The sequence below is a fragment of the Desulfosporosinus meridiei DSM 13257 genome, from assembly GCF_000231385.2.
GTDB classification, from domain to species: Bacteria; Bacillota; Desulfitobacteriia; order Desulfitobacteriales; family Desulfitobacteriaceae; genus Desulfosporosinus; species Desulfosporosinus meridiei.
In genome coordinates this window covers 1420937-1445495 of the sequence record NC_018515.1, presented here as the reverse complement: position 1 = coordinate 1445495, position 24559 = coordinate 1420937, and the positions used below count along the sequence as shown (strand labels likewise).

Here is a 24559-nt window from a genome sequence, read left to right as displayed (position 1 = left end):
AAAGGCCCCCACCGTTTCGATGAGAGCCGAATGATTAGGATAGTCTCTCTTTGACAAGCACTCCAGATCAAAGTTACCCTTATTATTTATTTGATTTCCTCAGCCAACTCCAAAATAATTCCCTCTGGCCCACGAACGTAGCATAACTTATAACTTTCTTCATATTGGTGTATCTCACTAAAGATTTCCGTACCCTTCGTTTTCAATTTGGCAACAACAGCTTCAATATCTTCCACAGCAAAGGCAATATGTCGGATACCTAGCGTATTTGCTAAGGGTTTCAGGAAATCTTGTTCATCTGACGGCGTGTGAAATTTGACTAGCTCTATCCAGGCCTGACCGTCTGGCGTTCGCAATCCTACACATGCTGTTTTAACGTCAGTAAGCCCAACTACCTGACCCAACCACTCTCCTTCCATTTCCCATTCACCTTGCACTTCAAGTCCCAAATCGAGAAAAAACGCTTTAGCTGCTGAAAGATCATTTACGTTTACACTCACATGATCTATTCTCTTGATCTTCATATTCCACATCTCCTGTGTTCATGTTTCTTGCAATACCCGTATTAATTCTTTCCTAAATGCCCCCATATACCACTATCAAGTTTAGGTTAGTATATCGAAGTTGCAATAAAATCCTTTTACAAAACTCAACACGGTAAAGAAGTGCTTATTGGAAACAGTTACGGGATTATCCGTGATTAGTTTATCAATTTCCCACATACTAATTCCCAAAATTCTCAACTGTTCATCGAACTTAGCAAGGCGCAACCGGTGTGCTGATTATCTCTCAACAGATGTATGTGAATACCACGTGATTACAAATAACGGGGATCAGCCCGCGTAAAACTGTCTTCTGAAACATTAAGTAACCGGTCGAGTTCAGCAAGCATGGTGGGTTTATCTGCCGGCAGCTCACCGTTGATCCAGGCAAAGTTGGAAATATGGTCACTCATAAGCCGACCAGGTCCCCGTAAATTCTCGACAAGGAGGCGAGTCTCCCTGATTGCGGCATGGGGACTCAGCAGCCGGAATTTACCCTGCTGGTATTCTTCACCCAAAGGCGTTCCTTCTGCCGGATTATATGTGCGTAAACGTGTAAAATCCGGGGCGATGGCGTTTAGTACCCGGGCGCTTTCCAGGGCATGTTCCTGGGAACGCTCATGTCCGCCAATCCCAATTAAAATGTATTCACTCAATTCTATACCCGCTTCTTTCACTTTTCGCCCATTCTCAATCATCTCTGCCGCCGTAAAACCCTTTTGAATATTCGCCAGCACGATATCGTCTCCACTTTCCAGACCGGAGTGAATCCTAGTCAGGCCAGCCGCCCGCAACCGCTGCAATTCCGCCAAAGTTTTCAGTTTCAGGAACTTAGCGGAGCCATACATTGTCATCCGGAAAAGACGGGGAAACAACCGGCCGGCATATTCCAGAATTTCTGCCAATTGCTCAGTTTTCATAACTATCGTATTGCCATCCGGGAAAAAGATGCTCTCTACATCATTTCCGTACAGTTCTTGGGCCCTTTTCAGGTCCTCTTTGATATCTGCTACAGGACGAATCTTGAATTTCTTAGTCCTATACATTCCGCAGAAAGTGCAGCGGTTATGCGGGCAACCAATCGTCGCCTGGATAAGCAAACTGTCGGCCTCGCTGGGCGGTCGGTAAACAATACCTTCATAACGCATAGCAAACACCCTTTCCAAAAGAATCTCTTTTGTGAAACTAATATCATCCGTTTGTCTGTTGAACATCAATCATGAATTTCCACATCTTTCCCAGATTTCCTCCCATGATGTTGGCAATATTCCAAAAAAGCAGAAACCCGGTGCCCTATCTCACCAGGTTTCTGCTTATAGCCAAATGATATATTTCTAACACCCACACTACACTATATGTGCCTGCCCCAGGATGTGTGACAAGCGGCATGTGCAATTTCTGCACTAACCACTTTTTTATCGGGCTCAGCAGTCTCAAAGATATTTTTCAAAAAACGAGAAATTGATGAGACTTACAACCGAGTGCTATTCAAACAAAGGTATCGGAAAAAGGCTGTTCATATCTGAAAACGCGGTAAAACTCAGATGAAAACCGACTAAATCCACATTCTCCTGGCCATGTTCTCCCTCCTATTAGTAATGGAAGACTACACTCCTATAATTTTATTCAAACAGCTCTTTATTACACGTGCTATACGTGTTATAATAAACACATTGAGAGGAGGTTTACGAATGAAACCCCGGGAACTTGAAAACATAGTTAAAGCCGATGGATGGCAATACACTGACACCAAAGGTTCTCACAAACATTATAAACATCCCTCAAAACCGGGAAAAGTTACAATCCCATTTCACGGGAAAGATTTAAAAACCAAAACAGTAAACTCTATCCTAAAACAAGAGGGGCTGAAATAAGCCCCCTTGCCTAAAGTTTACGATAAGCATAGAAGCTGAAAATAATTAACTAGACGAAAGGCGGAATAAGCAATGAGACTTATTTATCCTGCTTGCTTTTACCCAAGCGAAGATGGTTATACTGTGGTCTTTCCTGATTTACCAGGATGCGTAACCGAAGGCGATACTTTACCTGAAGCTATGGATATGGCTATCGACGCAGCTTCTGGTTGGCTGTTAGGCGAAGTTGAGGAAAATAAGCAATTGCCTAAAGCTACAAATATTAAAAATGTAATCCCTAACGAGTATGAGAATGGTTTCGTTAGTCTCATTGGTGTTGACTTAGACGAATACTCCCAAAAGCACGGACATAAAGCTGTAAAGAAAACCCTTACAATCCCCGCTTGGTTAAACACTATTGCTGAGGAGAATAATGTAAACTTCTCTCAGGTTCTGCAAAGCGCCCTCAAAGATCAGCTGGGTATTTCGTAATAAAAATAATTTCAGCAGCCTAACCGGCTGCTTTTTTATTGCCTAAAAACGCTGATTGATCTAGTTAAACTTGCTCAACAATTAATTAATTAATCAATAAGATCATTTTGGTATTTTGAAAGATGCTCGTAGGGAAGAATAAGTCTGCCACGGTAGAGGCCGCAACCATCGTTAATCAGGGAATTATTCATTGCCGAAAACATATTTACATCCAATTTTGACAATTCAAGCTGCTGCAACATGATACCTCTTTCATAAGCATCATCAAAATAAATATTTTCTCCTTTGGGAATTGCATCTCGTTTAACTCTTTCACTTTCCTGTCGCTTTTCGTAACCTAAATGATTGGCAGGACCAATTTCAGCAAAATCGTCCATTTCTTTGGTACGAAGTTGTACTTCCACATAACAACGGGCAATATTATCATAAAATGTTATATGCAGCGAACGATAGCCACTAGACTCTGGATTTGCAACGTAATCTCTATAGTATGGGCTTACGCTCTCTTTTAAGAAGGGCGATTTTTTCCGACCCGTAAATGAAGACAGTTCTGCGGTAAATCCGCGTTCCTCAAGGAAACCAAGCAACTTGTTGGCAACATCATATAGATATTTATTTTCTTCATCCGCGCAAATCTCACCTTCTTTTAAATGACATTTGGGAAGAGAAATCACGATTCGGTAGGCAATCAGGTCCCGAAAACAGCTTAAATAGTTTTTCAGTTCAGGAAGAGACGGATAATTGCCATGTTTAATATAATACTCGTAAATATATTCTACTATGTATCCGTTAAATTTTGCTTCCGCGCGTATCAGAGATTTAATTCGGCCCTTAAAAGTAAAGGCCAGAAAAGGATATTCATTTGCCATAAGTTTATAGAATTCCCGAATCCGCTGAGACTGGGAAGTCAGAAATTCGTTGTGCTGCAAGAGTTCTGCAATTTGAAGCAGAAAATTACAGTGCAAAAGATCAATCTGATTATGAGTTTCTTTCGCCGACTGTTTCAAATCCTCAGCATATCTCTGTAATATCTTAAGAACGGTATCGCCTGAGTATAAATAATCATTTAATTTTTTCACAGAAGCATTTTCCTTTCCTGTATGGTTTTCACCCAAACGATATCAATCCGATTTTCATAGAATCAATAGTTTAAATTATTAAAGGGATATTTCCTATTATAAACGAGTGAGTAAATGAATGAGAAGGGATCAAATACATTTATGCTGAATCAGCACGAAGATTTTACTTTTCGGCCTTTAAAGGATACAGATTCAAAAATGGTTCCGATACCGGATATAGCTGGGGTTCCAGAGATGTTACTTTATTGGTACCAGAAATTGTAGGCGATAACAGTAGAGATCATTGCAGGCTTGAGCTAATTTGGAGATTTGGGCTTTTCCGCCTTTCAGTAAGCTAGCTTAATTTCCGTCAAAACAGGCAATATCGTCAAACCTTGAAACGGGCCTGTCGCAAGACGTTCATATATAAACGTTTTGCGACAGGCCCCTGATTTTATCTCTTTGTTATCATTGTAAACTTCGAAAATATGCTAGGAGCTATGAGTAAGCTGCCGGTCCTGTCACATTACTCAATATAAGTAGTCCACTTTCCGCAATTATTACATAAATATATCTCAAATTCCAAAATGTTATCCGCTTTGTCTAAATCGAGGGTAACCATTTCATTGTTGTTTATGAAGCCTATATTCCTTTGCCAAATGCTGAAGTTTTCCACCCCACAATTTGGGCACTCTGAATCACACTTTCCGACGTGCTCAAAGTCATCAACAGCTATTCCATTGTCTTGTAAAAGCTTTACAACTGCTTCTTCGTAGCCAGTTTCTGAACAGCCCATGATCAAATCTTCCAATCTCAAAAATTCACTCATAAAAGCCTCCTGTTGCTTTTAAATTCATTCACCTGAAATTTTACTATATTATTATACCTGACCCATTTTAGCAAATTTATGTTTCGAATGATAATTGCCTCCCATCAATGATGGAATAATCGGATTCCAGTAAAGCATTACCATATTATATTTGTCACAGATATCAATAACGTTATCATCTCTGATAGACCCGCCTGGTTGTGCGATATATTTCACACCACTTTTATGAGCGCGTATGATATTATCGCCAAAGGGGAAGTCTATGCTGTTATCTCTGTCAGCTCGTAGCGAGCTGAGCTCTTTGATTACCCTGGGGGAGGTTCGCAGCCTGTTGCACCTCGTACTCAAGGAGAATCATGCCACCGGGATAGGCGCGGTGCCCGACCAGGGCCAAATTCCGGCGTACCCCGAGCGGGGGGAGCAACTGCACCCCACCTCCCAAAAGAATCGGTATGATCGCCGGTTCGACTGTATCAACCAGATTCCAGGTGAGAAGTTGGGAGAAGAGCTCCCCTCCGCCGTAGAGCCAGATATCTCGACCAGGTTGTGCACGAAGCTCTCGAACTCGTGCTTCAAGGCCCTCGCTGACGACCTCGACCTCAGGATGATCCTCTGGCCGCAGGGACTTCGAGGCGACGATCACTTGCTTCCCTCGAAAGCTCTCGCCCGTTGCGCTTACGATCTCGTAGGTGCGCCGCCCCATCAGTAACGTGTCAAATTGCGTATAAAGCGCCTCAAAGTCAAACGAGGGCTCTGGCGTAATCCAATTAAAGTCATCCATCGGTCCCGCGATGTAGCCATCCAGGCTACATGCGACCTGGTATCTCACTCGCCTCATCCGCTGATCACCTCCACCTTGATTCACTCTCTTCAGCTTATCTTTTGCGCAAGCGGCGGTATAATATCCTCTATGCGCTCTTTTCCGTAATAGGTAACATGGATTACTTGATTATCCCAATAGGCAAAGATCTGTTTGCGGCTACCATCCTCTACCATATACAGTTTATCAAAGGACCGCTGATTAACCTCCTTAACTTCGGCGTTATCACGCCAAACATAGCGATTAATAAGATTAAGAGTAAGGTTTTCTGCCATGCTGCCAAAGGTCAATTTATAGTATCGGGTGGTTATACTCGGAGAATATACGCCGCCGTTATCTTCCCACACTTCGCCGTTGACAACTCCATGTTCATCGATTTCATATTGAACAGGCGCCAGCAGACTCCAATCGCAGCTAACCCGATTTGCCCGGTCCAGATTATTACCGCTAAAATCTGTTTCGCGGCGAAAACCAGGGCTTTTCTCTATTTCCGCCAGCCTGATAATCGGCAGATTCGTATTGCCTTCCGGAAGCGTATAGTCTTTGGTTTGAGCAATCTCAACAACTGGTATGATTATTGTAAATAAGGCCATGGGTAAAAATATGCCTGCCAATATACCTCCCCACAATCTGGCTTTTCTATAATCCTGATTATGATCAATTTCCGTACCCCGAAGCAGCGATTGTTTGAGATTGCGAACTACTCTATAGTTGCGTATTATCGAATAAAAAAGGTACAGTTCAACAAGCACAAGAAATATCTGCTGGACAAATTGACCTTCCATCATCAATAAAAAGGGCTCATCATTGAATGAATAGATGCTGATCATCATTCCTAAAAAAAGCAACATAGCAATGGATAGAATGATTAAATTATTCTTAATCCGTTGGTTTAATTCCGACAGGGTAAAACCTTGCTCAACCGGGTCAGTATGCAGTTCAGTGGTGTATGCTTTCTCATCGGCAAAAAAGACATAGAAGTAACCGTTATTAGCAATAAAATTCCAACCGCAGTCATGATAAACATCAAGTTGTTCCTGGGCAGGGGCTTCCTTAAGATAATCGATTCGATAGTTGGTTTCCTTTGCTTCTCCTTTTTCGAAGTCAACAAACAGACGCCCAAATTTCTTTAAATGCAGGCCTTGACTTGCCATACCGGAAAACCAGCTTTCATTCCGGCCGATAGCATAGATATCGTCAAGCATCAGTCTTTTTACAATCTTGCCCATCTCTAATCACCCCTCTTCCAATAGCCTTCCATCCCGAATCATGTCTTTTAACCTTTCATAGTCTGCTTTGAGGGCAGCCCGGCCTTCTTCCTTAATAGCGTAGGTCTTCCTTCTGCCGTCATCACTTAAGATTTCAATGAGATTATCTTTCTGCAGTCTTGTGAGAACGCCATACAACGTTCCCGGCCCCATTTTTATCCGCCCATTGGATACTTGTTCAATGGCTGCCATTAGCTGATAGCCATGATTAGGATTCATTAAGGCTAAGAGTATATAATACATTGCCTCCGTCATCGGACCCCCTGAATAGGACACATTATCCCTCTCCTTAATATCATGCATCGCGATATATCGCATAACATAATATTATCCAAGAAACTTTTCTTTGTCAATCAGCTAAGTATACAAGCCGGCCCTTCTGGTCTATGAGGGCAAGGATCAAGTACTTTCCATGCAGGGCCGGAAGTGCCAATACCGGAATTGTTCATAATAAAGGCAATTGCATAAAACGAAGAAAAGGTTAGTTTCCCCGCTTTTCTTATAGTATAATATTTACAGGAAGGCAGGTGATAACTCTGGAAACACAGATTAGCCGACATAATAAAGACATCATCTTGAAAGCTACCGCAGAAATCTTCAAGGAGCAGACCTTGGAAGCGTTTGGCCTGAAGACGGCAAAAATTCTAGATATCATGCCCACGGTACTGCCGATAGTAGAAGCGCGGGAAAAGAGACTTGACTTTGTTTTCCTGTTGGCAGATGAGACTCTGTTGCACTTGGAGTTTCAGACTACGGTTCCGGAAGATATCCTGCGCCGGGTAGCCTACTATGGGGCTAGAATAGTTGAAAGACATAACCGTGAGGTAAACACGGCCATCATATATTCAGGACGGATTGAAAATGCTCCCGCTGTATTGCAGAAGGGATCCTTAACCTATCGAGTTACCAATGTCTATTTTAAAGGTATGGATGGAGACAAGGAATATCAGAGGATCAAGACAAAAGTTGAGCGATTCGAACCGCTGCAGGAAGCAGACTTGTTAAAACTAATCTTTCTGCCTTTAATGAAGATCCGGCAAACGGAAGCCGAGATGGCTATACAGGCTGCAGAACTTGCTAAGGCAGCAGCGGGTAACTACACAAACTTCGCTATTGGAGCTATTGTGGCAATTACAGACAGATTCCTTCCCGAAGAGTACAAGAAAAGATTACTGGAGGTGTTACGCATGACCCAGATTGAACAGTGGCTAAGAGAAGAAGGCCGGGAAGAAGGCCTAAAAGAAGGCTTAAAAGAGGGTTTAAAAGAGGGAGAAATGAAAGGCAAACTTGAGACGGTCCGCAATGCCTTGCTGAAGGGAATCACTCCGGAAGATGTTGCTGATATTACCGGCTTATCATTGGAAAAGATTTTAGAGATCAAACGGGAATTAGCAAGCGGAATATGTTAACTTTTTAAAAATTCGGCGGTTTTGAGCTGGACTAATCTAAATTAGTCAGCCTCAAAACCGCCGAATTTTTAATCTCCTCATTAAAGCTGCCGGTGATTCCTTTAAGACTGTGCAATAATGCCTCCTTCATAGTTTTATTCTCTCTCATGATTTAATCCTCGTCTTGTTTTACAGCGCCGGTCAGACCTTTAATAGTAAACTCCGTGAGATAATATTAGTATCCTTAAAGCCGTTGCTTTGCCCGTTGCCCTGAAGGTAATCGAGGCAAGCGAGACCGAACCGCTCTTAACTGTCCGGCTGGACCTAGATCCGCAAAGGATTGCTGAGCTGATTTTAAGGTCTATCTTCAGGGACTCCCTCCCGTGAAGCAATGGAGTGCCGGTTATGCAGTGAATGCCGATGCCGGTATGATTAATGCACTGGCAAGACGCCTGATGCCATCCCGTCAAATGGATACAGCAACCGCCTGCAGAATGGTAGGGTATATCAGTGATTCTCAGTTTACCGTGATTACAGCAGCTTTTTCGGAGCCTCAACCGGAAGGGATATCCCTAAGCTGCGTAAATTATCCAAAGAGTGAAAAGATACAGGATACGGGTAATAGCAAAGGGGACAATTGTTATTACCATTGGACAGCTCTATTTCAGAGGCTTATAGCTTTTCAGCAGAAAAACCGACTGCCGGCAACTATGGCGCTGCCGGCAGTCTCATTGTTACTGCCATTTTACCAGAGGCAGATTTATTTAAGTTGCTTTTTAGTTAAGTGTTTGCTCCATTCATGATAAACTTGACACCCTCGGCAATGGCACAGAACTTGCCTATGATCAGCTTATCCCCCAGGAATTCGTAGTGGTGTTCGATATTATCATAAAACTTCTCCGGAGATTTTTTATTATCGCTATAATAGGTATAGTCTCCAATCTCGACATTAGGTCTTTTAGGCAGATTACTTATATAGCAAACCGTCTTGATCGCTTCATTGGGATAAAGTTGTTTCTTATCCGGCCCGGCCATAGAATCTTCCTCCTTTTTCAAATCCCATAAACTTAGATAAATCAGTTTAGCGGATTAAGTTCAATCTATTATCCTTGATTTCATAAATCATGTCCGCCACATTATCAAGCAGCCGTTGGTCATGGGTGATAAACACAATAGTTCCCGCATATCCCTTCATCAGTACCTCCAAAGCCTCTATGCCCGGCAGATCAAGAAAGTTGCTGGGTTCGTCCATTAACAGGATATTATACCTGCCCATGAGCATTTTAGCCAGCTGCAATTTGATCATTTCGCCGCCGCTTAAAACAGCTAACCTTTTGCCAAGATCATGTTGGATAAAGCCCAGGGAGGCCAGAACGGAACGGATTTCTGAGATATTGTAATCACAATCCTCCTGCATAAATTCCATGACTTCCTGATTGCGGTTGTACTTGTAACCGGTTTGGGCAAAGTAACCTATTTCAGCTTTAGGCGAAATTGAGATACCCTCTTCACGGTTTAAGATCATTTGGATTAAAGTTGTCTTCCCTGCACCATTACCCCCTGTCAGTGCTGCTTTCGCCCCCAGGGGGATGCTGAAAGCTGTCTTTTCCAATATTACCTTATCTCCAAAGCTTTTCTTGATTTCCGTACCCATAATCGGATAGGGGTTATGAAGTTCAAGAGTTTTACTCTGTCGAAAACGCATGGTGCGGATGCTCTCCGGAGCTTCCGCCTCCCCTAAAGCTGCAAGCCTGTGTTCCATGGCCTTAGCAGCATTAAACAGTGTTTTTTGCTTGCTGCCCATGGTTTTCTGATGCCCAAGGCGTCCGCCGCTTTCGGAACTATTCTTCTTTGCCGCGCCTTTAGCTTTTTGATCTAGTTTACGTGCCTGCTTGCGCTTTTCTTCAGCAGCTCGTTCTAATCTACCCCGTTCGGCAACCAATTGTTCGTATCTTGCAGCCTGGCTTTGGCGTTCTTCCCCTTTGTGGCGAAGATAATCAGAATAGTTACCCCAGTACTCCGTAATTTTTCCCTCTTTCAGTTCCCATATTTTATCAACCACCTCATCAAGGAAATAGCGGTCATGGCTGATGATGAGTAGAGCACCGGAGAAATATTTCAGCTGTCCGATTAAAAAATCCATTCCTTCACGGTCCAAATGACTGGTTGGTTCATCTGCCAAGATGCCATGCACCTGTTCCGAAAGAGCCTGGGCTATTTTAAGCCTTGTTTCTTCACCGCCGCTCATGGTCTGTACTGCTATCTGACTAGCACCCAGTTTACCTATGAGGGCAAAATCTTTGACCTCTTCTAAAATGGCTTCCTCTAACTGAGGGATATAGGCCAGCCTGCCCAGACGATTGATTTTACAGCCTGGCAGGGTTAATTCCCCTAAGAGCACCTTGAGTAAGGAGCTCTTGCCTGCGCCATTTGCTCCCACCAAACCAATGCGGTCGTATTCGTATAATTCCAATTCATCGATATCCAAAACATCACGGCCTGTATATTCCAAACGAATGTCTTTTGCTTTTACTATTAATTCCATGATCTTTCCTCCTGTCGAAAATCGCATCTTTTCGTTTACCTGTTCGCAGGAAAAGCCTGCGATTTGAGCAGGAAGGACTAGATGAAAATGTAATCCATAAATGTTCCTCCATCTTATAAAAATACGGCAATTCCATATAGGGCAATAAAAAAACAGACTAAAATCCGCAGTGCGGGCTTTAGTCTGCCTATCACGACAAAGAGACATTGGCCAAAAGGTATAACCTCAAATGGTTACACTTCTCCCCATCTATGTCTCAATTCGCAAAATAAGCACAACAAAAAAGCCCACCATGGATGATCTTACCGCTTCTTTATTGCCAGCTTATCTTAAACGAATCGAATGCATAGATAAAATGTCCTCCTTATAATTAAGTAACTAAGTTCAAGTCATGTTATCATGAATAATCCGTTACTGTCAATTTCCAAAACAAAGCTATGGCTTCCACATGCCATTTTTGCAATTTCAGGTGTGGATGACAGTTTCTAATTTTCCTCAGCCATTTTTAGGATATCTATATACAGTTTGTCACTTATATAAATTCCATGGTCTATTAAATCTAACACTAATGGCTTAACCTTTTTAATAATTCCGTTCTCTTTAGCTCTTAAAATGACACCCAATGTCCCGGTTATCTTAAAGTCGAGGTATTTGGCGTATTCCCGTGCTATATAATCATCTATCACAAGTAAATCGGCCTCTAATTCCTTCCCAAGCAGCATCACTTCAACCTCACCTTCATGTAGCTGTACCTTGAAGAATTTCTTTGCCGCAATGTTTGTAACCGTTTTTGTTATTATCCAAGCTTCTGCTTCTTCAAGCGCAAGCCGTGTGATAGAATCCTCTTTAGCCATTACCTCATCTTGTACAGCTTTTGGAATAATTATCTCACCATAAAGGTTTTTAATATAGAAGTAATTGATTAATTACTGACAAGGCAATAATCGGTGTAGAATTTACAACAACAATCCGATTATGCATTATCCATATCCTCTACTAATTCATTGACGTTTCGGTAGGGAAAGACAGAAAGGAGCTTAGTATAGAAATAATAATATATGAAAGATGATTTTAAGGTGAAATTAATTTACCCCGCTTGCTTTTACCCAAGCGAAGATGGTTATACCGTGGTCCTTTCCTGTAAGGTTTTCACCCAAACGATATTCCTATTTTCATAGCAATGAAACGTCATTTTCTGAAGATCAGGACGAAACGCGCCACCTTCGCCTTATGAACTTCTCGCTCTGATGATTTGTCGCGAGGCCCTACCCGTTCCTTGGTTGAAGAGAATTTCCCTACGCAACATCAATGGAAAAGAGTTAAGAAACCATATCCTTGAACCTTCCAAGCAAATTCCTACACATTAATTCCCAAAAATTTCAACTGTTCATTGATCTTTGCTTCAAGCTCGGCGATTTCTTGTTTATCTTGCTCTAGCTGCTTATTCACCTCATCAAGATCAATGACTTGTTCTTCTTCTGAGGTATCCACATAACGAGGAATATTTAAGTTAAACTCGTTTTCTTTGATTTCTTCAAGTGATGCCACATGCGCGTATTTATCAACATCCCCACGATTTTTGTAAGTTGCAATAATCTTATTGATGTTTTCATGAGTAAGTTTATTTTGATTCTTACCTTTTTCAAATTCGTTGCTGGCATCGATAAAGAAGATATCTTTTGTTTTACGATTTTTCTTGAATACTAAAATCGTGGTTGGAATTCCTACACCGTAAAACAAGTTGGCAGGCAACCCAATCACTGTATCCAGGTAGTTTTTTTCAATGATGGTTTGACGAATGGCACCTTCCGCCGCACCACGGAACAAGACACCGTGAGGCAAGACAATGGCCATTATTCCCCTCTCATTCAGGTGATATAAACTGTGTAAAATGAAGGCATAATCCGCCTTAGTTTTCGGAGCGAGTTTACCATAGTCCCGAAAACGCGGATCTTTTAATTTCGTTTCGCTATTGTCCCAATGAGCAGAATAAGGAGGATTGGCAACCACGGCATCAAAAGAGCGCGGGTGGTCAGATCAACCAACTTTTTGCTTTTGCAGCCAGTATTATATTACGACGTATTTTTTATAACGAATAATTTGCATTTTGAAAGAAACAATCTCAGTTCATATTTTGGCTACAATTTGATCTAAAGGGCATAATCCAGAAAATTTCAGCCAAAAATCCGCTTAAACTCTTTTACCGTATAATCATTTACTTTTTTATTTTCTCTGCCCAAAGCTACAAGAATTTCGTAACACCCAGATTTATCAGCCAGAACCTTCAGGTCTACATTAGGCCCCACAACTTCCGCATACTTGGCATTTGCTAAAACATCCGCTGGGACATCGGTTACATCAATGGTTGAGGCATCCAGGGATATTTTTCCCATCACGGGAGTCCTGTAACCATCGATGCACATGTACACCCCTTTGGGATCGCTATCAAGCTCACTTAACGTTCTTAAGTAACCGTCCTTATACCCAATATGAACCAGAGCCATCTTCGTATCTCTTTTAGTTACAAATGCCCCTCCATATCCCACGGTTTGTCCTTTCGGAATCTTCTTGATCTGTGATATTTTGGCGTAAATTTCTATAGTGTGCTTTGCTTCAGGTGAGATAGGATGAGCCGCATTGGGCGCTCCCCCCACCAATCCAATCCCTGGTCGGATCATATCAAAGTTTACTTGTTGATTGTCCAACAATATAACGCTATCAGTGCAGGCAAAGGTAATTGGCGCTTTGGGAAGTTTGGCCAGATAGTTTTTCAGGATCTCAATTTGCTTATGGCAATTAGTGAAATCATTTCCTTTGATATCATAAAAGTGACTCATGTAAAAATGTACTTCGAGATCGGAAAGATATTCGTGATAATTATTGCTTAAAATTTCGATCTCATCATCAAGTAAGCCAAGGCGGTTCATATGAGTATCAAGATGGATGATTACTGAGCCTTTCCCATTGTCCCGGCAAAATTTATTCCATCTGGACAGTTGCTCTAAACAATTCACACAAGGAATAATGTTATATTCTTTGAAGTATTGTTCTTCATTGCTAAGAATTCCGGCCAGAGTATATATTTGGGCATCCTTTTGAGGCAAGATTTCTCTTAAGCTTATCGCCTCATAGAGTTCGGCAACAAAGAAATACCTCGCGCCGACATTGTATAAAGCCGGAGCCACATCAATCATTTGCAGTCCATGAACTTCTGCTTTTAAGACGGCGGCACAAATAGAATTGGTTTTCTCCGCCTTATTCTTAAATAACAGGTAATTGTCGACTACGGCATCAATGTCTCTGATGCGTACAATTGGTTTGATACCAAATGCTTGATCCGGAATAGCTCTAAAGGAATCAGTCATTTTTCATCTCTCTCTTCTCTTTTTGGTTACAGCAATTCTTCCAGCAAATCGTTTAAACACCCAAACAGTTTCAGTTAATAACAGGTGAAAATCTCATAAACCAAGTTCCAAAATCCATTTTCGTTACCTCTGTGCCCCTCTCCACAGTTAGATTGACATATTTTATAATCTTGTACCCCAATCCATAGTATTCTGTTGAACCGCCATCTTTGTACACCACTATCGGGATTGCGAAAACAGGAGATTTACTTGCTTTTGCTAAATAGAAGTCTGTAAGTAAAAAAGCAAACCAAATAATTAATAATATCCCTATGATATATTTTCTTTTTCGGGTCATATTTTTCCCCCTCGTTATGTTAAGTTCGAAACATATCCAAACCTCAAAAACACCAAAATCAGGCATATGATTACTGCAGACCTAGGTGTTCTGGAACCCTTTCTAAATTGGTCACCAGTGACCAATTTGAACTGCCCAAATAATCGGTAACAAACCATACACTAACATGCCAATTCCTACTATAAATAAGGCCAGACCATAACGTTTAATGTAATTATGATAATACTGATTAGTTGAGGGTTTGATTTTAAACCCATCAAACATTCCAACAATTTCTGGTTTTAGTACACACCATAAACCGATTGTAAGAAACAAAATTGCTGTAACTAACAACATGAAGATTCTCCTCTCTTAATTAGATTAGTCACGGTACCCTAGTGTAATTTAGGACAAGAACATAATAGAGCCGAACATGGATTGCTTTATCTGTAGTCAATACGTCCTGCTCTGCTGCAATGAATGCCGTCTCAAATGGGCATTTGAATATTTAAGCGATATTTCTTATTATTATAAACGAGAGCATAATGAATGCGAAGGGATTGAAGGCAATTATGATAAATCAGCGCGAAGATTTTACTTATCGGCTTTTAATGGATGCTGGTATTAAAAAAGGGTTCCGGATACTGGATGTAGGCTGCGGTTCCGGAGATGTAACTTTATTGGCAGCAGAAATTGTGGGCGCTGACGGTGAAGTAATTGGCTTTGATACAAACGAGGCAGCACTTGACATAGCTCGAAATGCCGCTGCCGAAAGGCGCATCATTAATGCAAAATTTGTTAAGGCCGAAATTGGCGGATTGCCGCAAGACATTGGAAGGTTTGATGCGATTATTGGACGCAGAGTTCTGATGTATCAACCAGATGCAACTCACAGTGTTAAGAGTCTTCTACCCTACCTGAAAACAAATGGGTTGGTTGTTTTTCAGGAGAGCGATTCAATGGGATCATTTAAGAATATGGATTTACCGCTACATACCCAAGCTCAAGCCTGGATTTGGGATACCGTGGCAAAAGAAGGCGGTAATGTTCATATTGGCTCAAATCTATATTGCGTATTTAAGCAGGCTGGATTAACGATTGCCCAGGTAAGGGCGGAAGCCGTTTTACAAACACCTGAAACAGGCAGCGATCTTGCGTGGGTGGTAAAGATGATGCTGCCCCGGATCATCCAATCGGGTACTGCTACTCAGAAAGAAATCGATATTGATTTATTGGAAGAAAGACTGAACAGTGAACGGCAAAATGCAGATGCAGTTTTTGTGAGGGATATGACCTTTGGTATCTGGGGAACAATGCAGGCTTGAGCTATCATGATGGCGGCATTGATAACAGACTCTATAACATACCATCCGCAGAGACAGCGGCGGCTTTCATGGAGAAAGGGAGGTTTGAGGTTTGGTTTTTTCTGTCTTTCAATAAGCTAGCTTAATTCCCGTCAAACGGGCAAGGAACTTCGGCAATAGAAAAGAAGAAAAGACAGCAACTGGCTGATAGCTAACAAGTTTAGTTTTGAGGTGCCAAAGGCAAAATGGCATAAAATGGCGTGCAAATTGACAACAATTTTTGCACGCCATTTTCCTTATATATCAAGGTTTTAAGCCCTCGTCCCCTCCAAATTGGCACTGTTAAAGAGGTATGATTTGCTTTAAAACCTCTAGACATAACTGAAATTAGTGATTATACTGTATATATGTGTATATGATTGGTGGTGGTTATTTGAAAATCATAGTATCGAATCGTTCGGGGGTTCCGATATACGAACAAATAAAAGCACAGATTAAAGAGGCGATTTTCTCCGGCGAGCTTCAGGAAGATGATTTGCTTCCATCTATCCGGCAGCTTGCGAAAGATTTGAAAATCAGCGTTATTACAACGACACGGGCGTACAATGACTTGGAAGAAGAAGGCTTTATCGTCAGCGTGCAGGGCAAGGGTTGTTATGTACTGCCTCAAAATAAAGAAATGGCGCGGGAAAATGCGCTTCGCAAGGTTGAGCTTGGTCTGACCGACGCTATTGCCGCCGCAAAAGCTGGCGGGATCGCAAAAGATGAAGTTGCCGAAATGCTGAACGTGCTATACAAGGAGGATAATTATGAATAATGTTTTAGAAGTCTGCGGCCTTAACAAAAGCTATGATACCTTTTCGCTTAAAGACGTGTCGTTTAAGATTCCCAAAGGCTACATCATGGGATTTATCGGTCCGAATGGTGCAGGCAAAACCACGACGATAAAATCCATTCTCAATATGATACACTATCAGTCGGGCGAGGTAAGGCTGTTCGAAATGGACAGCAAGGACAAAGCGGCTCTGATAAACGAGCAGATAGGGGTAGTTATGGATTCGCCGCTTTATGTGGAGGATTGGACGATGTCCGACGTGGAAACGGCGGTATCGCCCTTTTACCGGCACTGGGACAGTAAAAAATACGCCGAGCTGTTAAAGAGATTTGAGATTGAGAAAAAGAAAAAGGTAAAAGAGCTGTCCCGCGGCTTGAAAGTCAAGCTAATGATAGCCGTCGCCCTATCACATGAGGCGAAACTGCTTATACTTGACGAACCAACGAGCGGGCTTGACCCTGTAGCGCGTGACGAGCTTTGCGATATGCTCGCTGATTTTGTCATCGATCAAAACAAAAGCATTTTGTTTTCCACTCATATAACGGCTGACCTTGAAAAAATCGCGGATTATATCACTTTTATATTGAACGGGCGCATTGTTTTCAGCGGCTTGAAAGAAAATCTGCTTGAAAAATATGTGTTGGTAAAAGGAGGCCTGCGGGAAATAAATCCCGAACAGAGAAAGCTGATTATCGGTCTGCGTGAACATGGCACCGGCTTTGAGGGGATAGCGGAGTCTGAAAGTATCGGCAGGCTTCCTAAAGACTTGCTTATTGAGCCGGTCACGCTTGATGACATTATTATTTACATGAGCAAGGGGGCGAAATTACATGAATAAAGCTCTGTCTTTTATCCGGCTGGACTTTATTACAGTTAAACCTTACCTAACCTTGAAAAACCTTATTATTTTTATCGTTGTTGCTCTCATTATGATTATCAATTCAGGCGTGAGCGCGGCGGCCATCGGTATACTTATGGTGTATTCATCTCTGTACGTTACCTATCCGTTTGCTGTGGGCGAGAAAAATGGTATCGACGCATTATATACCACGCTTTCCATCAAGCGAAGCACGGTAGTTTTAGGCAGATATTTATTTGCTTTAGTCGTTGATATATGCTCTGGATTATTCGCCTATATCTTATCCTTTGCATTATTCACTGTACTGCAAGAAGGCTTCAATGCTTGGGAATCTTTGCTAATCACGCTTGTTATGTTTTTGGTATACAGCGTCTTACAGGCTATTCAGCTTCCGATCTTTTTCAAGCTCGGATACACGAAAGCAAAGTTTTTTTCCTATTTACCGTTTGTCGGGTTTCCCTTGGTGATTTTGGTATTAACTAAATTCCTAAAAGACACCTTCTCAATAGAACAGGTAGCCGATTTTTTTGAATGGTTCGCGGCAAACCCGCTAATAGCGGTTTTGTTTGGCGCAATTTTATGGCTCGGGCTAATGGTCATATCGTATCAGACATCACTCGCGTATTATGATAAGCGGGAATTTTGAGTCTCCTACGCAATCAGAATTCAAGACACGTACGGAGGGAACATTACCGCTCGTGCGCCCTCATGATGAGGAGGATAACTTAAGCTTCACTGAGACCTTTGAAAAGTACAAGAAAATCAATAATCTAAAAGTGTATGGTTGAGTGGCGCTTACTGAGGAACTAAAATAATAAGGATTGGCAAATTCAATGCCAATCCTTATTTTTGCAATAAATTTGTTTAATTGCTTTGTCAATTGGGTCGTCAAAACACATGACATTTTGGGACTGTGCACCTCAAAACGGAACCCGTTAGGCTGAAGCCAGAAGCTGTCTTTTCTTCTTGTTAAGCTGTCTTATTGCAACAGCCCCTTCTGTCTTTAATCCAACTAAATCAGTAATTCGCTAAGAACCTATTTCTCAAGCAAAGACCTGAGCTGTTCCTCAATGCCTGTATTAACCACGGCCGTACCGCCGAATAAGGTCATTCCCCTCAACTTCCGGGTCTTGATATACTCGATAAAACTGTTTGACAAGCTGCTGCCCACCAGTAGGATGGGAGCATTGTGCTTAGCTGCATAGACACTTCCCGTTAAGGCATCGGGGAAGTTGTCGCCCGTGGCTAGGCAAAGGCTGCTTCCCGATTCATTGAAGTAGTTTGCTACGGCCAGAGAAGTTTCATAGGCATCTTGTCCTCCGATTCTCACGATCTTTGTTTTATCTAATGAAGTAAGCTGTGCTGTCTGAGCTTCCACCGCCGAGCTGACCACTGCTGTGCCGCCGATAATATAGACTTTGGAGGGCATAATTCTGGCGATGGCTTCCTTAAGGTCGCTGCTGAGCCCATCCTGGGGCACCAGGAAAATCGGACTCTCCATTCTTGCCGCGATACTGCTCACCGACAGGGCATCCGGATAACTTTCTCCATAGGCCAAGATAACCGGGGTTCCCGTCTTGACTCCCAGGTGCTCCGCGATTTTAAGCGCCGTTTCATAGCGGTCTATTCCGGCGAGCCGGGTGATACGGCTGAAACCCCTGGCCTGGATTTTGGCTTCCATATCCCCGCTGACCACTGCTGTGCCTCCCAGGATATAGACTTCTCCTGTTTGATTTAAGCTGTTATTAAGGTACTCCATGACCTTCTCTTGGTCAGCTTCTTGACTTCCCACTAAGAGTATGGGCGCATTCAATTGGTAAGCCAGAACGCTTCCTGCTAAGGCATCCGGATAATTATCCCCAGTGGCTAAGACAACCCTGTTTAATTTCCCGGGGAAGGTTGCTTGGGCAATTGCCAAGGCCGTATCCACCTGATTTAAGCCGGCTAACCGGTTGACTCCTGTGCTGGCTTTCATCATTTGAATATCCCATTTGACGAGGTCTTGTTCTACGCTGATGGTGGGACTCTTATACTCTTCATACCCCTCTTTGCCGGCCACCAGGTAGTAATCCGTGGTGGGGTAGACCATGAACCCATAGGCTCCGTTCTCATCACTGATCTGAGGATTTTTATTGTTGTTGGGCTCAAAATCTTTCAGAACAGGAAGCTCCACCAGGGCTCCCGGGGTTTTGCCTGCAGCTTTATTTCTGGCGGTATCCGCATAGTAAAGGGTCACCTGGGCCCCGGCAATCACTTTTCCCGTGGTACCGTCGGTCAAAATTCCATAAGGGTCGATTAAGGTGACATTCAACTTCGTCACATTGCCCTTTTTGTCAATTTTGACGGCCAGAGTGCCCAGGTTAATTTTCTGGCCCTTCCCAAAATCATAACTGATCGTATAGGTGTGGTCTGTGCCCTGTGCCAGGCCGGAGACCTGAAGGGTACCCTTAGCCGAGACAGTGAAGGCAGTCCCATCTTCGCCGGTAATCGAAACCTTAGACACATCATCTATTAAGGGAGTCACTTTGCCGTCGGGCTGTTTGGCAACGACGAGCTGGCCTGCCGGCATGGTGAGAGTCAGACGGTTTTTGCTGTCCTTGGTAACGGCAGCGGTTATATTGGCTACGGTGCTGCCGGTGGTTCCATTTTTAACGTCACCGGTAACGGTGGCAGATGGTGTAGTGGGTGGCTTTGAAGAATTGGAGCCGCCACCGCTGCCATTATTACCGCCCGGTGAATTCCGTGTCCACTTGGCATAGACCGTCACGTTCCCTGTCACTGGAGTGGATCCTGTAAACTCATTCTCAAAGTCTCCATTATCGGTGTACCAGCCGGCAAAGGTGTATCCTTCCTTCTCAGGATCCTCCGGCAAGGTGACAGTCGCATTGGCGGTCACATTGCTGATTGCTGCAACCGGGCTGCCTTCGTTGCTGTCAAAGCTCACCGTATACGTGTTGGGCGAAAGCTCCGTCCACTTGGCGTAGACGGTCAGGTCCCCTGTCACCGGAGTGGATCCTGTAAACTCATTCTCAAAGTCTCCATTATCGGTGTACCAGCCGGCAAAGGTGTATCCTTCCTTCTCAGGAGCCTCCGGCAAGGTGACAGTCGCATTGGCGGTCACATTGCTGATTGCTGCAACCGGGCTGCCCTCGTTGCTGTCAAAGGTTACCCTATAGGTGTTGGGCGGAAGCTCCGTCCACTTGGCGTAGACCGTCAGGTCCCCTGTCACTGGAGTGGATCCTGTAAACTCATTCTCAAAGGTTTCATTATCGGTGTACCAGCCGGCAAAGGTGTACCCTTCCTTATCAGGAGCCTCCGGCAAGGTTACAGTCGCATTGGCGGTCACATTGCTGATTGCTGCAACTGGGCTGCCTTCGTTGCTATCAAAGGTTACCCTATAGGTGTTGGGCTGGAGCAGCGTCCACTTGGCGTAGACCGTCAGGTCCCCTGTCACCGGAGTGGATCCTGTAAACTCATTCTCAAAGGTTCCATTATCGGTGTACCAGCCGGCAAAGGTGTACCCTTCCTTATCAGGAGCCTCTGGCAAGGTTACTGTGGTATTGGCGGTCACATTGCTGATTGCTGCAACCGGGCTGCCCTCGTTGCTGTCAAAGGTTACCCTATAGGTGTTGGGCGGAAGCTCCGTCCACTTGGCATAGACGGTCAGGTCCCCTGTCACCGGAGTGGATCCTGTAAACTCATTCTCAAAGGTTCCATTATCGGTGTACCAGCCGGCAAAGGTGTACCCTTCCTTATCAGGAGCCTCTGGCAAGGTTACTGTGGTATTGGCGGTCACATTGCTGATTGCTGCAACCGGGCTGCCCTCGTTGCTGTCAAAGGTTACCCTATAGGTGTTGGGCGGAAGCTCCGTCCACTTGGCGTAGACCGTCAGGTCCCCTGTCACTGGAGTGGATCCTGTAAACTCATTCTCAAAGTCTCCATTATCGGTGTACCAGCCGGCAAAGGTGTATCCTTCCTTCTCAGGAGCCTCCGGCAAGGTGACAGTCGCATTGGCGGTCACATTGCTGATTGCTGCAACCGGGCTGCCTTCGTTGCTGTCAAAGCTCACCGTATACGTGTTGGGCGAAAGCTCCGTCCACTTGGCGTAGACCGTCAGGTCCCCTGTCACCGGAGTGGATCCTGTAAACTCATTCTCAAAGTCTCCATTATCGGTGTACCAGCCGGCAAAGGTGTACCCTTCCTTCTCAGGATCCTCCGGCAAGGTGACAGTCGCATTGGCGGTCACATTGCTGATTGCTGCAACCGGGCTGCCTTCGTTGCTGTCAAAGGTTACCCTATAGGTGTTGGGCTGGAGCAGCGTCCACTTGGCGTAGACCGTCAGGTCCCCTGTCACCGGAGTGGATCCTGTAAACTCATTCTCAAAGGTTCCATTATCGGTGTACCAGCCGGCAAAGGTGTACCCTTCCTTATCAGGAGCCTCTGGCAAGGTTACTGTGGTATTGGCGGTCACATTGCTGATTGCTGCAACCGGGCTGCCCTCGTTGCTGTCAAAGGTTACCCTATAGGTGTTGGGCGGAAGCTCCGTCCACTTGGCGTAGACCGTCAGGTCCCCTGTCACCGGAGTGGATCCTGTAAACTCATTCTCAAAGGTTTCATTATCGGTGTACCAGCCGGCAAAGGTGTACCCTTCCTTATCAGGAGCCTCCGGCAAGGTTACAGTCGCATTGGCGGTCACATTGCTGATTGCTGCAACTGGGCTGCCTTCGTTGCTGTCAAAGCTCACCGTATACGTGTTGGGCGAAAGCTCCGTCCACTTGGCGTAGACCGTCAGGTCCCCTGTCACCGGAGTGGATCCTGTAAACTCATTCTCAAAGTCTCCATTATCGGTGTACCAGCCGGCAAAGGTGTATCCTTCCTTCTCAGGATCCTCCGGCAAGGTGACAGTCGCATTGGCGGTCACATTGCTGATTGCTGCAACCGGGCTGCCCTCGTTGCTGTCAAAGCTCACCGTATACGTGTTGGGCGAAAGCTCCGTCCACTTGGCGTAGACCGTCAGGTCCCCTGTCACCGGAGTGGATCCTGTAAACTCATTCTCAAAGTCTCCATTATCGGTGTACCAGCCGGCAAAGGTGTATCCTTCCTTCTCAGGATCCTCCGGCAAGGTGACAGTCGCATTGGCGGTCACATTGCTGATTGCTGCAACCGGGCTGCCTTCGTTGCTGTCAAAGGTTACGGTATAAAGATTCGTCAGCCTTTGAATCCGGTGGTTTTGTGAGTCTGCAACATAGATATTGTCATTCCTGTCCACTGCTAAACTATATATACCGGAAAACTGACCATCACCGTTGCCACTACTCCCCCATGTGGCCTGAAAGACTCCTGCAGAACTGAACTTTTGAACCCGGTTGCCGTCCCCGACATAAACATTGTCCTGGCTGTCCACTGCTATACCGCGTGGACTATAAAACTTGCCGTCGGTGCTCCCGGCGCTTCCCCACTGCGTTAGATAGCCGCCTTCAGAGGTAAACTTTTGAATCCGGGAATTATTGGTATCCGCGACATAGACATTTCCACTGCTGTCCACCCCTATGCCGTTCATATTGTCAAATTGGCCATTACCGCTGCCTTGGCTCCCCCAAGACCTTACCAAGTTATAATTAGAATCAAATTTTAAAACCAAATACTTACTGCTGCTGCAGACATACATATTGCCGTTATGGTCAAAGGCTATCCCCATTGGATTCCAAAGCTGGGCAACGTTATTCGTACCGCCTCTGATCGGCGTTCCCAGATATCCGCCCGTAGGATCATATTTTTTAATCGAATTCGTACCTAGATTCGAAATATAAAGGTTACCATTGCTATCAACCGCCACATTTCTTATGCTGGAAAATTGTTCATCGCCGTAACCACTACTTCCCCACTTCATCTCAAATGCACCCGCAGAATTGAATTTCGAAATTCTGGTATTTGAATCGCCAACATAGATTTTCCCATCACCATCCACCGCTAAGCCAACCGGCGCATACAGTTCACCGTCGTTGTTCCCGTAGCTTCCCCATTTCGCCAGGAAAGTGCCCGAAGAAGTGAATTTTTGAATCCTTTTATTTTGAGTATCAGCCACAAAAACGCTGCCACTGCTGCTTACCGCGATACCTCGGGGAGAAAAAAACTGACCGTCACTGAGCCCCCCGCTTCCCCATTGTTGCAGAAAACTGCCGTCAGGTTGGAATTTTTGAACTCTGCTATTAGCACTATCAAGGACATAGACATCTCCATTGCTGTCAATATCTATGCTGGCAGGAATGTTAAACTGACCCTCACCGCTGCCTTTTTCTCCCCACATCCCCTGAGGCGTGCCTGATGTACTGAACATTTGGATCCGGGAGTTATTCTGATCAGCCACATAAACTGTGCCATTGCTGCTTACGGCTAGATCAAAGGGATACTTTAACTGGCCCTCATCGCTACCTAGGCTCCCCCATTGGGTCAGGTAGTTGCCGTTAGAGTCAAACTTTTGTATCCGGGAGTTGAAAGTATCTGCCACGTAGACATTGCCATCGGCATCCACTGCAACTCCTGACGGAGAACTGAACTGCTTATTGCCGCTGCCGCTGCTCCCCCAGGTTGTCCATACACCGGTGCCGGCATTGCGCTTTTGAATCCGATGGTTACTGGTATCAGCTACATAGACGTTACCGGCACCGTCCACCGCAACACCTGCCGGAGAATAAAACTTGCCCGCACCGGTACCATACGGTCCCCAGTTTTCCAAAAGGACGCCGCTAGGATCATATTTCAGAATCCGGTGGCTGCTGGTATCGGCAACGTAAAAATTCCCACTGTCGTCCGCGGCTACAGAGTTGGGGAAGAAAAACCACTGCTGATCGGGAACGATGGTCCGGAAATCTTTCGTTGCAGCTAACGCTTGTTTGCTGCCCAAAGGAAGCAGAGCAAATACAAATACTAATACTATCAAGAGACTTATTGATTTTTTGAACATTCTCACGCTGGTATATCCTCCTTTAGGGGTATGACAATTACTTTACAAACTTAAAACCTTTTGTCTTAATAAACCAAGAACAATAATAAATTAGCCATTTTAAAGAATATAACCTCACCCC

22 protein-coding genes and 3 pseudogenes are annotated in these 24559 nt (G+C 44.2%); 9 read left to right on the top strand and 16 right to left on the bottom strand.

Annotated elements, in window-relative coordinates; genetic code table 11:
• Window positions 1-86: 86 nt before the first annotated feature.
• Window positions 87-524: a VOC family protein gene (locus DESMER_RS06620; protein ID WP_014902295.1), complete on the bottom strand. Its 438-nt coding sequence runs from the start codon at window positions 522-524 to the stop codon at window positions 87-89.
• Window positions 525-817: 293 nt separating this feature from the next.
• Entirely contained in the window at window positions 818-1756 is a 939-nt protein-coding gene (locus DESMER_RS06615) for a radical SAM protein (protein ID WP_014902294.1), read from the bottom strand.
• 477 nt (window positions 1757-2233) lie between these two features.
• Between DESMER_RS06615 and DESMER_RS06610 the strand changes: the two genes are divergently transcribed.
• Both DESMER_RS06610 and DESMER_RS06605 read left to right on the top strand, forming a co-directional pair.
• A complete protein-coding gene (locus tag DESMER_RS06610; RefSeq protein WP_014902293.1) occupies window positions 2234-2416 on the top strand; it encodes a type II toxin-antitoxin system HicA family toxin in 183 nt (60 codons plus the stop codon).
• A gap of 72 nt (window positions 2417-2488) precedes the next feature.
• Window positions 2489-2887, top strand: coding sequence for a type II toxin-antitoxin system HicB family antitoxin (locus DESMER_RS06605; RefSeq protein WP_014902292.1), 399 nt, complete (start codon window positions 2489-2491; stop codon window positions 2885-2887).
• Between the two features lie 89 nt (window positions 2888-2976).
• Here DESMER_RS06605 and DESMER_RS06600 read toward each other — a convergent pair whose 3' ends face one another.
• The 6 genes and pseudogenes from DESMER_RS06600 to DESMER_RS06580 all read right to left on the bottom strand — a co-directional run bounded on the left by DESMER_RS06600 (window position 2977) and on the right by DESMER_RS06580 (window position 7138).
• Entirely contained in the window at window positions 2977-3966 is a 990-nt protein-coding gene (locus DESMER_RS06600) for a nucleotidyltransferase family protein (RefSeq protein WP_042333465.1), read from the bottom strand.
• Between the two features lie 505 nt (window positions 3967-4471).
• The gene (locus DESMER_RS06595; RefSeq protein WP_014902289.1) at window positions 4472-4774 is read right to left on the bottom strand and encodes a hypothetical protein; all 303 of its coding nucleotides are present in this window, start codon (window positions 4772-4774) and stop codon (window positions 4472-4474) included.
• A gap of 104 nt (window positions 4775-4878) precedes the next feature.
• Window positions 4879-5032 (bottom strand): annotated as a pseudogene (locus DESMER_RS23515) (phosphoribosylaminoimidazolecarboxamide formyltransferase); the annotation flags it as partial.
• 19 nt (window positions 5033-5051) lie between these two features.
• Window positions 5052-5612, bottom strand: a complete 561-nt coding sequence (locus DESMER_RS06590) for a dihydrofolate reductase family protein (protein ID WP_014902288.1) — start codon at window positions 5610-5612, stop codon at window positions 5052-5054.
• A gap of 32 nt (window positions 5613-5644) precedes the next feature.
• The gene (locus tag DESMER_RS06585) at window positions 5645-6823 is read right to left on the bottom strand and encodes a DUF2812 domain-containing protein (protein WP_014902287.1); all 1179 of its coding nucleotides are present in this window, start codon (window positions 6821-6823) and stop codon (window positions 5645-5647) included.
• Window positions 6824-6829: 6 nt separating this feature from the next.
• Complete coding sequence (locus tag DESMER_RS06580) at window positions 6830-7138, bottom strand: PadR family transcriptional regulator (protein WP_042333463.1); 309 nt, start codon at window positions 7136-7138, stop codon at window positions 6830-6832.
• Window positions 7139-7389: 251 nt separating this feature from the next.
• Between DESMER_RS06580 and DESMER_RS06575 the strand changes: the two genes are divergently transcribed.
• The 3 genes from DESMER_RS06575 (at window position 7390) to DESMER_RS24330 (ending at window position 9053) form a co-directional block, all read left to right on the top strand.
• Window positions 7390-8271 carry an RpnC/YadD family protein gene (locus DESMER_RS06575; RefSeq protein ID WP_014902285.1) on the top strand — a complete coding sequence of 294 codons (882 nt, stop codon included), beginning with the start codon at window positions 7390-7392 and terminating at the stop codon, window positions 8269-8271.
• Between the two features lie 237 nt (window positions 8272-8508).
• On the top strand, window positions 8509-8637 hold the full coding sequence (locus tag DESMER_RS24900; protein WP_427854270.1) for an AraC family transcriptional regulator N-terminal domain-containing protein: 129 nt from the start codon (window positions 8509-8511) through the stop codon (window positions 8635-8637).
• Complete coding sequence (locus DESMER_RS24330; RefSeq protein ID WP_042333461.1) at window positions 8634-9053, top strand: hypothetical protein; 420 nt, start codon at window positions 8634-8636, stop codon at window positions 9051-9053. The genes DESMER_RS24900 and DESMER_RS24330 overlap by 4 nt, the downstream gene beginning before the upstream one ends.
• Here the strand turns inward: DESMER_RS24330 and DESMER_RS06565 are convergent.
• The 7 genes and pseudogenes from DESMER_RS06565 to DESMER_RS06535 all read right to left on the bottom strand — a co-directional run.
• Window positions 9037-9285, bottom strand: a pseudogene (locus tag DESMER_RS06565) (acetyltransferase); the annotation flags it as partial. The gene DESMER_RS24330 and the pseudogene DESMER_RS06565 overlap by 17 nt on opposite strands.
• A 46-nt stretch (window positions 9286-9331) precedes the next feature.
• Entirely contained in the window at window positions 9332-10795 is a 1464-nt protein-coding gene (locus tag DESMER_RS06560; protein WP_014902282.1) for an Msr family ABC-F type ribosomal protection protein, read from the bottom strand.
• Between the two features lie 485 nt (window positions 10796-11280).
• Window positions 11281-11703 (bottom strand): PIN domain-containing protein, encoded by a 423-nt coding sequence (locus tag DESMER_RS06555; protein ID WP_486598924.1) that lies wholly within the window; start codon window positions 11701-11703, stop codon window positions 11281-11283.
• 448 nt (window positions 11704-12151) lie between these two features.
• Window positions 12152-12829: pseudogene (locus DESMER_RS06550) on the bottom strand (N-6 DNA methylase); the annotation flags it as partial.
• Window positions 12830-12969: 140 nt separating this feature from the next.
• A complete protein-coding gene (gene alr, locus DESMER_RS06545) occupies window positions 12970-14160 on the bottom strand; it encodes an alanine racemase (RefSeq protein ID WP_014902281.1) in 1191 nt (396 codons plus the stop codon).
• 70 nt (window positions 14161-14230) lie between these two features.
• Window positions 14231-14497 carry a hypothetical protein gene (locus tag DESMER_RS06540; protein ID WP_014902280.1) on the bottom strand — a complete coding sequence of 89 codons (267 nt, stop codon included), beginning with the start codon at window positions 14495-14497 and terminating at the stop codon, window positions 14231-14233.
• Between the two features lie 111 nt (window positions 14498-14608).
• Window positions 14609-14833 carry a hypothetical protein gene (locus DESMER_RS06535; RefSeq protein WP_014902279.1) on the bottom strand — a complete coding sequence of 75 codons (225 nt, stop codon included), beginning with the start codon at window positions 14831-14833 and terminating at the stop codon, window positions 14609-14611.
• 215 nt (window positions 14834-15048) lie between these two features.
• Between DESMER_RS06535 and DESMER_RS06530 the strand changes: the two genes are divergently transcribed.
• The 4 genes from DESMER_RS06530 to DESMER_RS22555 all read left to right on the top strand — a co-directional run bounded on the left by DESMER_RS06530 (window position 15049) and on the right by DESMER_RS22555 (window position 18120).
• Window positions 15049-15801 (top strand): methyltransferase domain-containing protein, encoded by a 753-nt coding sequence (locus DESMER_RS06530; RefSeq protein WP_042334331.1) that lies wholly within the window; start codon window positions 15049-15051, stop codon window positions 15799-15801.
• 412 nt (window positions 15802-16213) lie between these two features.
• Window positions 16214-16597, top strand: a complete 384-nt coding sequence (locus DESMER_RS06525) for a GntR family transcriptional regulator (RefSeq protein ID WP_014902277.1) — start codon at window positions 16214-16216, stop codon at window positions 16595-16597.
• The gene (locus DESMER_RS06520) at window positions 16590-17453 is read left to right on the top strand and encodes an ABC transporter ATP-binding protein (protein WP_014902276.1); all 864 of its coding nucleotides are present in this window, start codon (window positions 16590-16592) and stop codon (window positions 17451-17453) included. Before DESMER_RS06525 ends, DESMER_RS06520 begins: the two co-directional genes overlap by 8 nt.
• Complete coding sequence (locus DESMER_RS22555; protein WP_014902275.1) at window positions 17446-18120, top strand: ABC-2 transporter permease; 675 nt, start codon at window positions 17446-17448, stop codon at window positions 18118-18120. The genes DESMER_RS06520 and DESMER_RS22555 overlap by 8 nt, the downstream gene beginning before the upstream one ends.
• A 390-nt stretch (window positions 18121-18510) precedes the next feature.
• On the opposite strand, the gene DESMER_RS24325 is transcribed toward DESMER_RS22555, so the two are convergent.
• Window positions 18511-24438 (bottom strand): InlB B-repeat-containing protein, encoded by a 5928-nt coding sequence (locus DESMER_RS24325; RefSeq protein ID WP_242831098.1) that lies wholly within the window; start codon window positions 24436-24438, stop codon window positions 18511-18513.
• Between the last annotated feature and the right edge of the window lie 121 nt (window positions 24439-24559).

Coding starts and splice junctions, on each gene's coding strand:
- DESMER_RS06620 (WP_014902295.1), bottom strand. CDS start 524: ATGAAGATCAAGAGAATAGATCATGTGAGTGTAAACGTAAATGATCTT.
- DESMER_RS06615 (WP_014902294.1), bottom strand. CDS start 1,756: ATGTTCAACAGACAAACGGATGATATTAGTTTCACAAAAGAGATTCTT.
- DESMER_RS06610 (WP_014902293.1), top strand. CDS start 2,234: ATGAAACCCCGGGAACTTGAAAACATAGTTAAAGCCGATGGATGGCAA.
- DESMER_RS06605 (WP_014902292.1), top strand. CDS start 2,489: ATGAGACTTATTTATCCTGCTTGCTTTTACCCAAGCGAAGATGGTTAT.
- DESMER_RS06595 (WP_014902289.1), bottom strand. CDS start 4,774: ATGAGTGAATTTTTGAGATTGGAAGATTTGATCATGGGCTGTTCAGAA.
- DESMER_RS06590 (WP_014902288.1), bottom strand. CDS start 5,612: ATGAGGCGAGTGAGATACCAGGTCGCATGTAGCCTGGATGGCTACATC.
- DESMER_RS06585 (WP_014902287.1), bottom strand. CDS start 6,823: ATGGGCAAGATTGTAAAAAGACTGATGCTTGACGATATCTATGCTATC.
- DESMER_RS06560 (WP_014902282.1), bottom strand. CDS start 10,795: ATGGAATTAATAGTAAAAGCAAAAGACATTCGTTTGGAATATACAGGC.
- alr (WP_014902281.1), bottom strand. CDS start 14,160: ATGACTGATTCCTTTAGAGCTATTCCGGATCAAGCATTTGGTATCAAA.
- DESMER_RS06540 (WP_014902280.1), bottom strand. CDS start 14,497: ATGACCCGAAAAAGAAAATATATCATAGGGATATTATTAATTATTTGG.
- DESMER_RS06535 (WP_014902279.1), bottom strand. CDS start 14,833: ATGTTGTTAGTTACAGCAATTTTGTTTCTTACAATCGGTTTATGGTGT.
- DESMER_RS06530 (WP_042334331.1), top strand. CDS start 15,049: ATGATAAATCAGCGCGAAGATTTTACTTATCGGCTTTTAATGGATGCT.
- DESMER_RS06520 (WP_014902276.1), top strand. CDS start 16,590: ATGAATAATGTTTTAGAAGTCTGCGGCCTTAACAAAAGCTATGATACC.
- DESMER_RS22555 (WP_014902275.1), top strand. CDS start 17,446: ATGAATAAAGCTCTGTCTTTTATCCGGCTGGACTTTATTACAGTTAAA.
- DESMER_RS24325 (WP_242831098.1), bottom strand. CDS start 24,438: ATGTTCAAAAAATCAATAAGTCTCTTGATAGTATTAGTATTTGTATTT.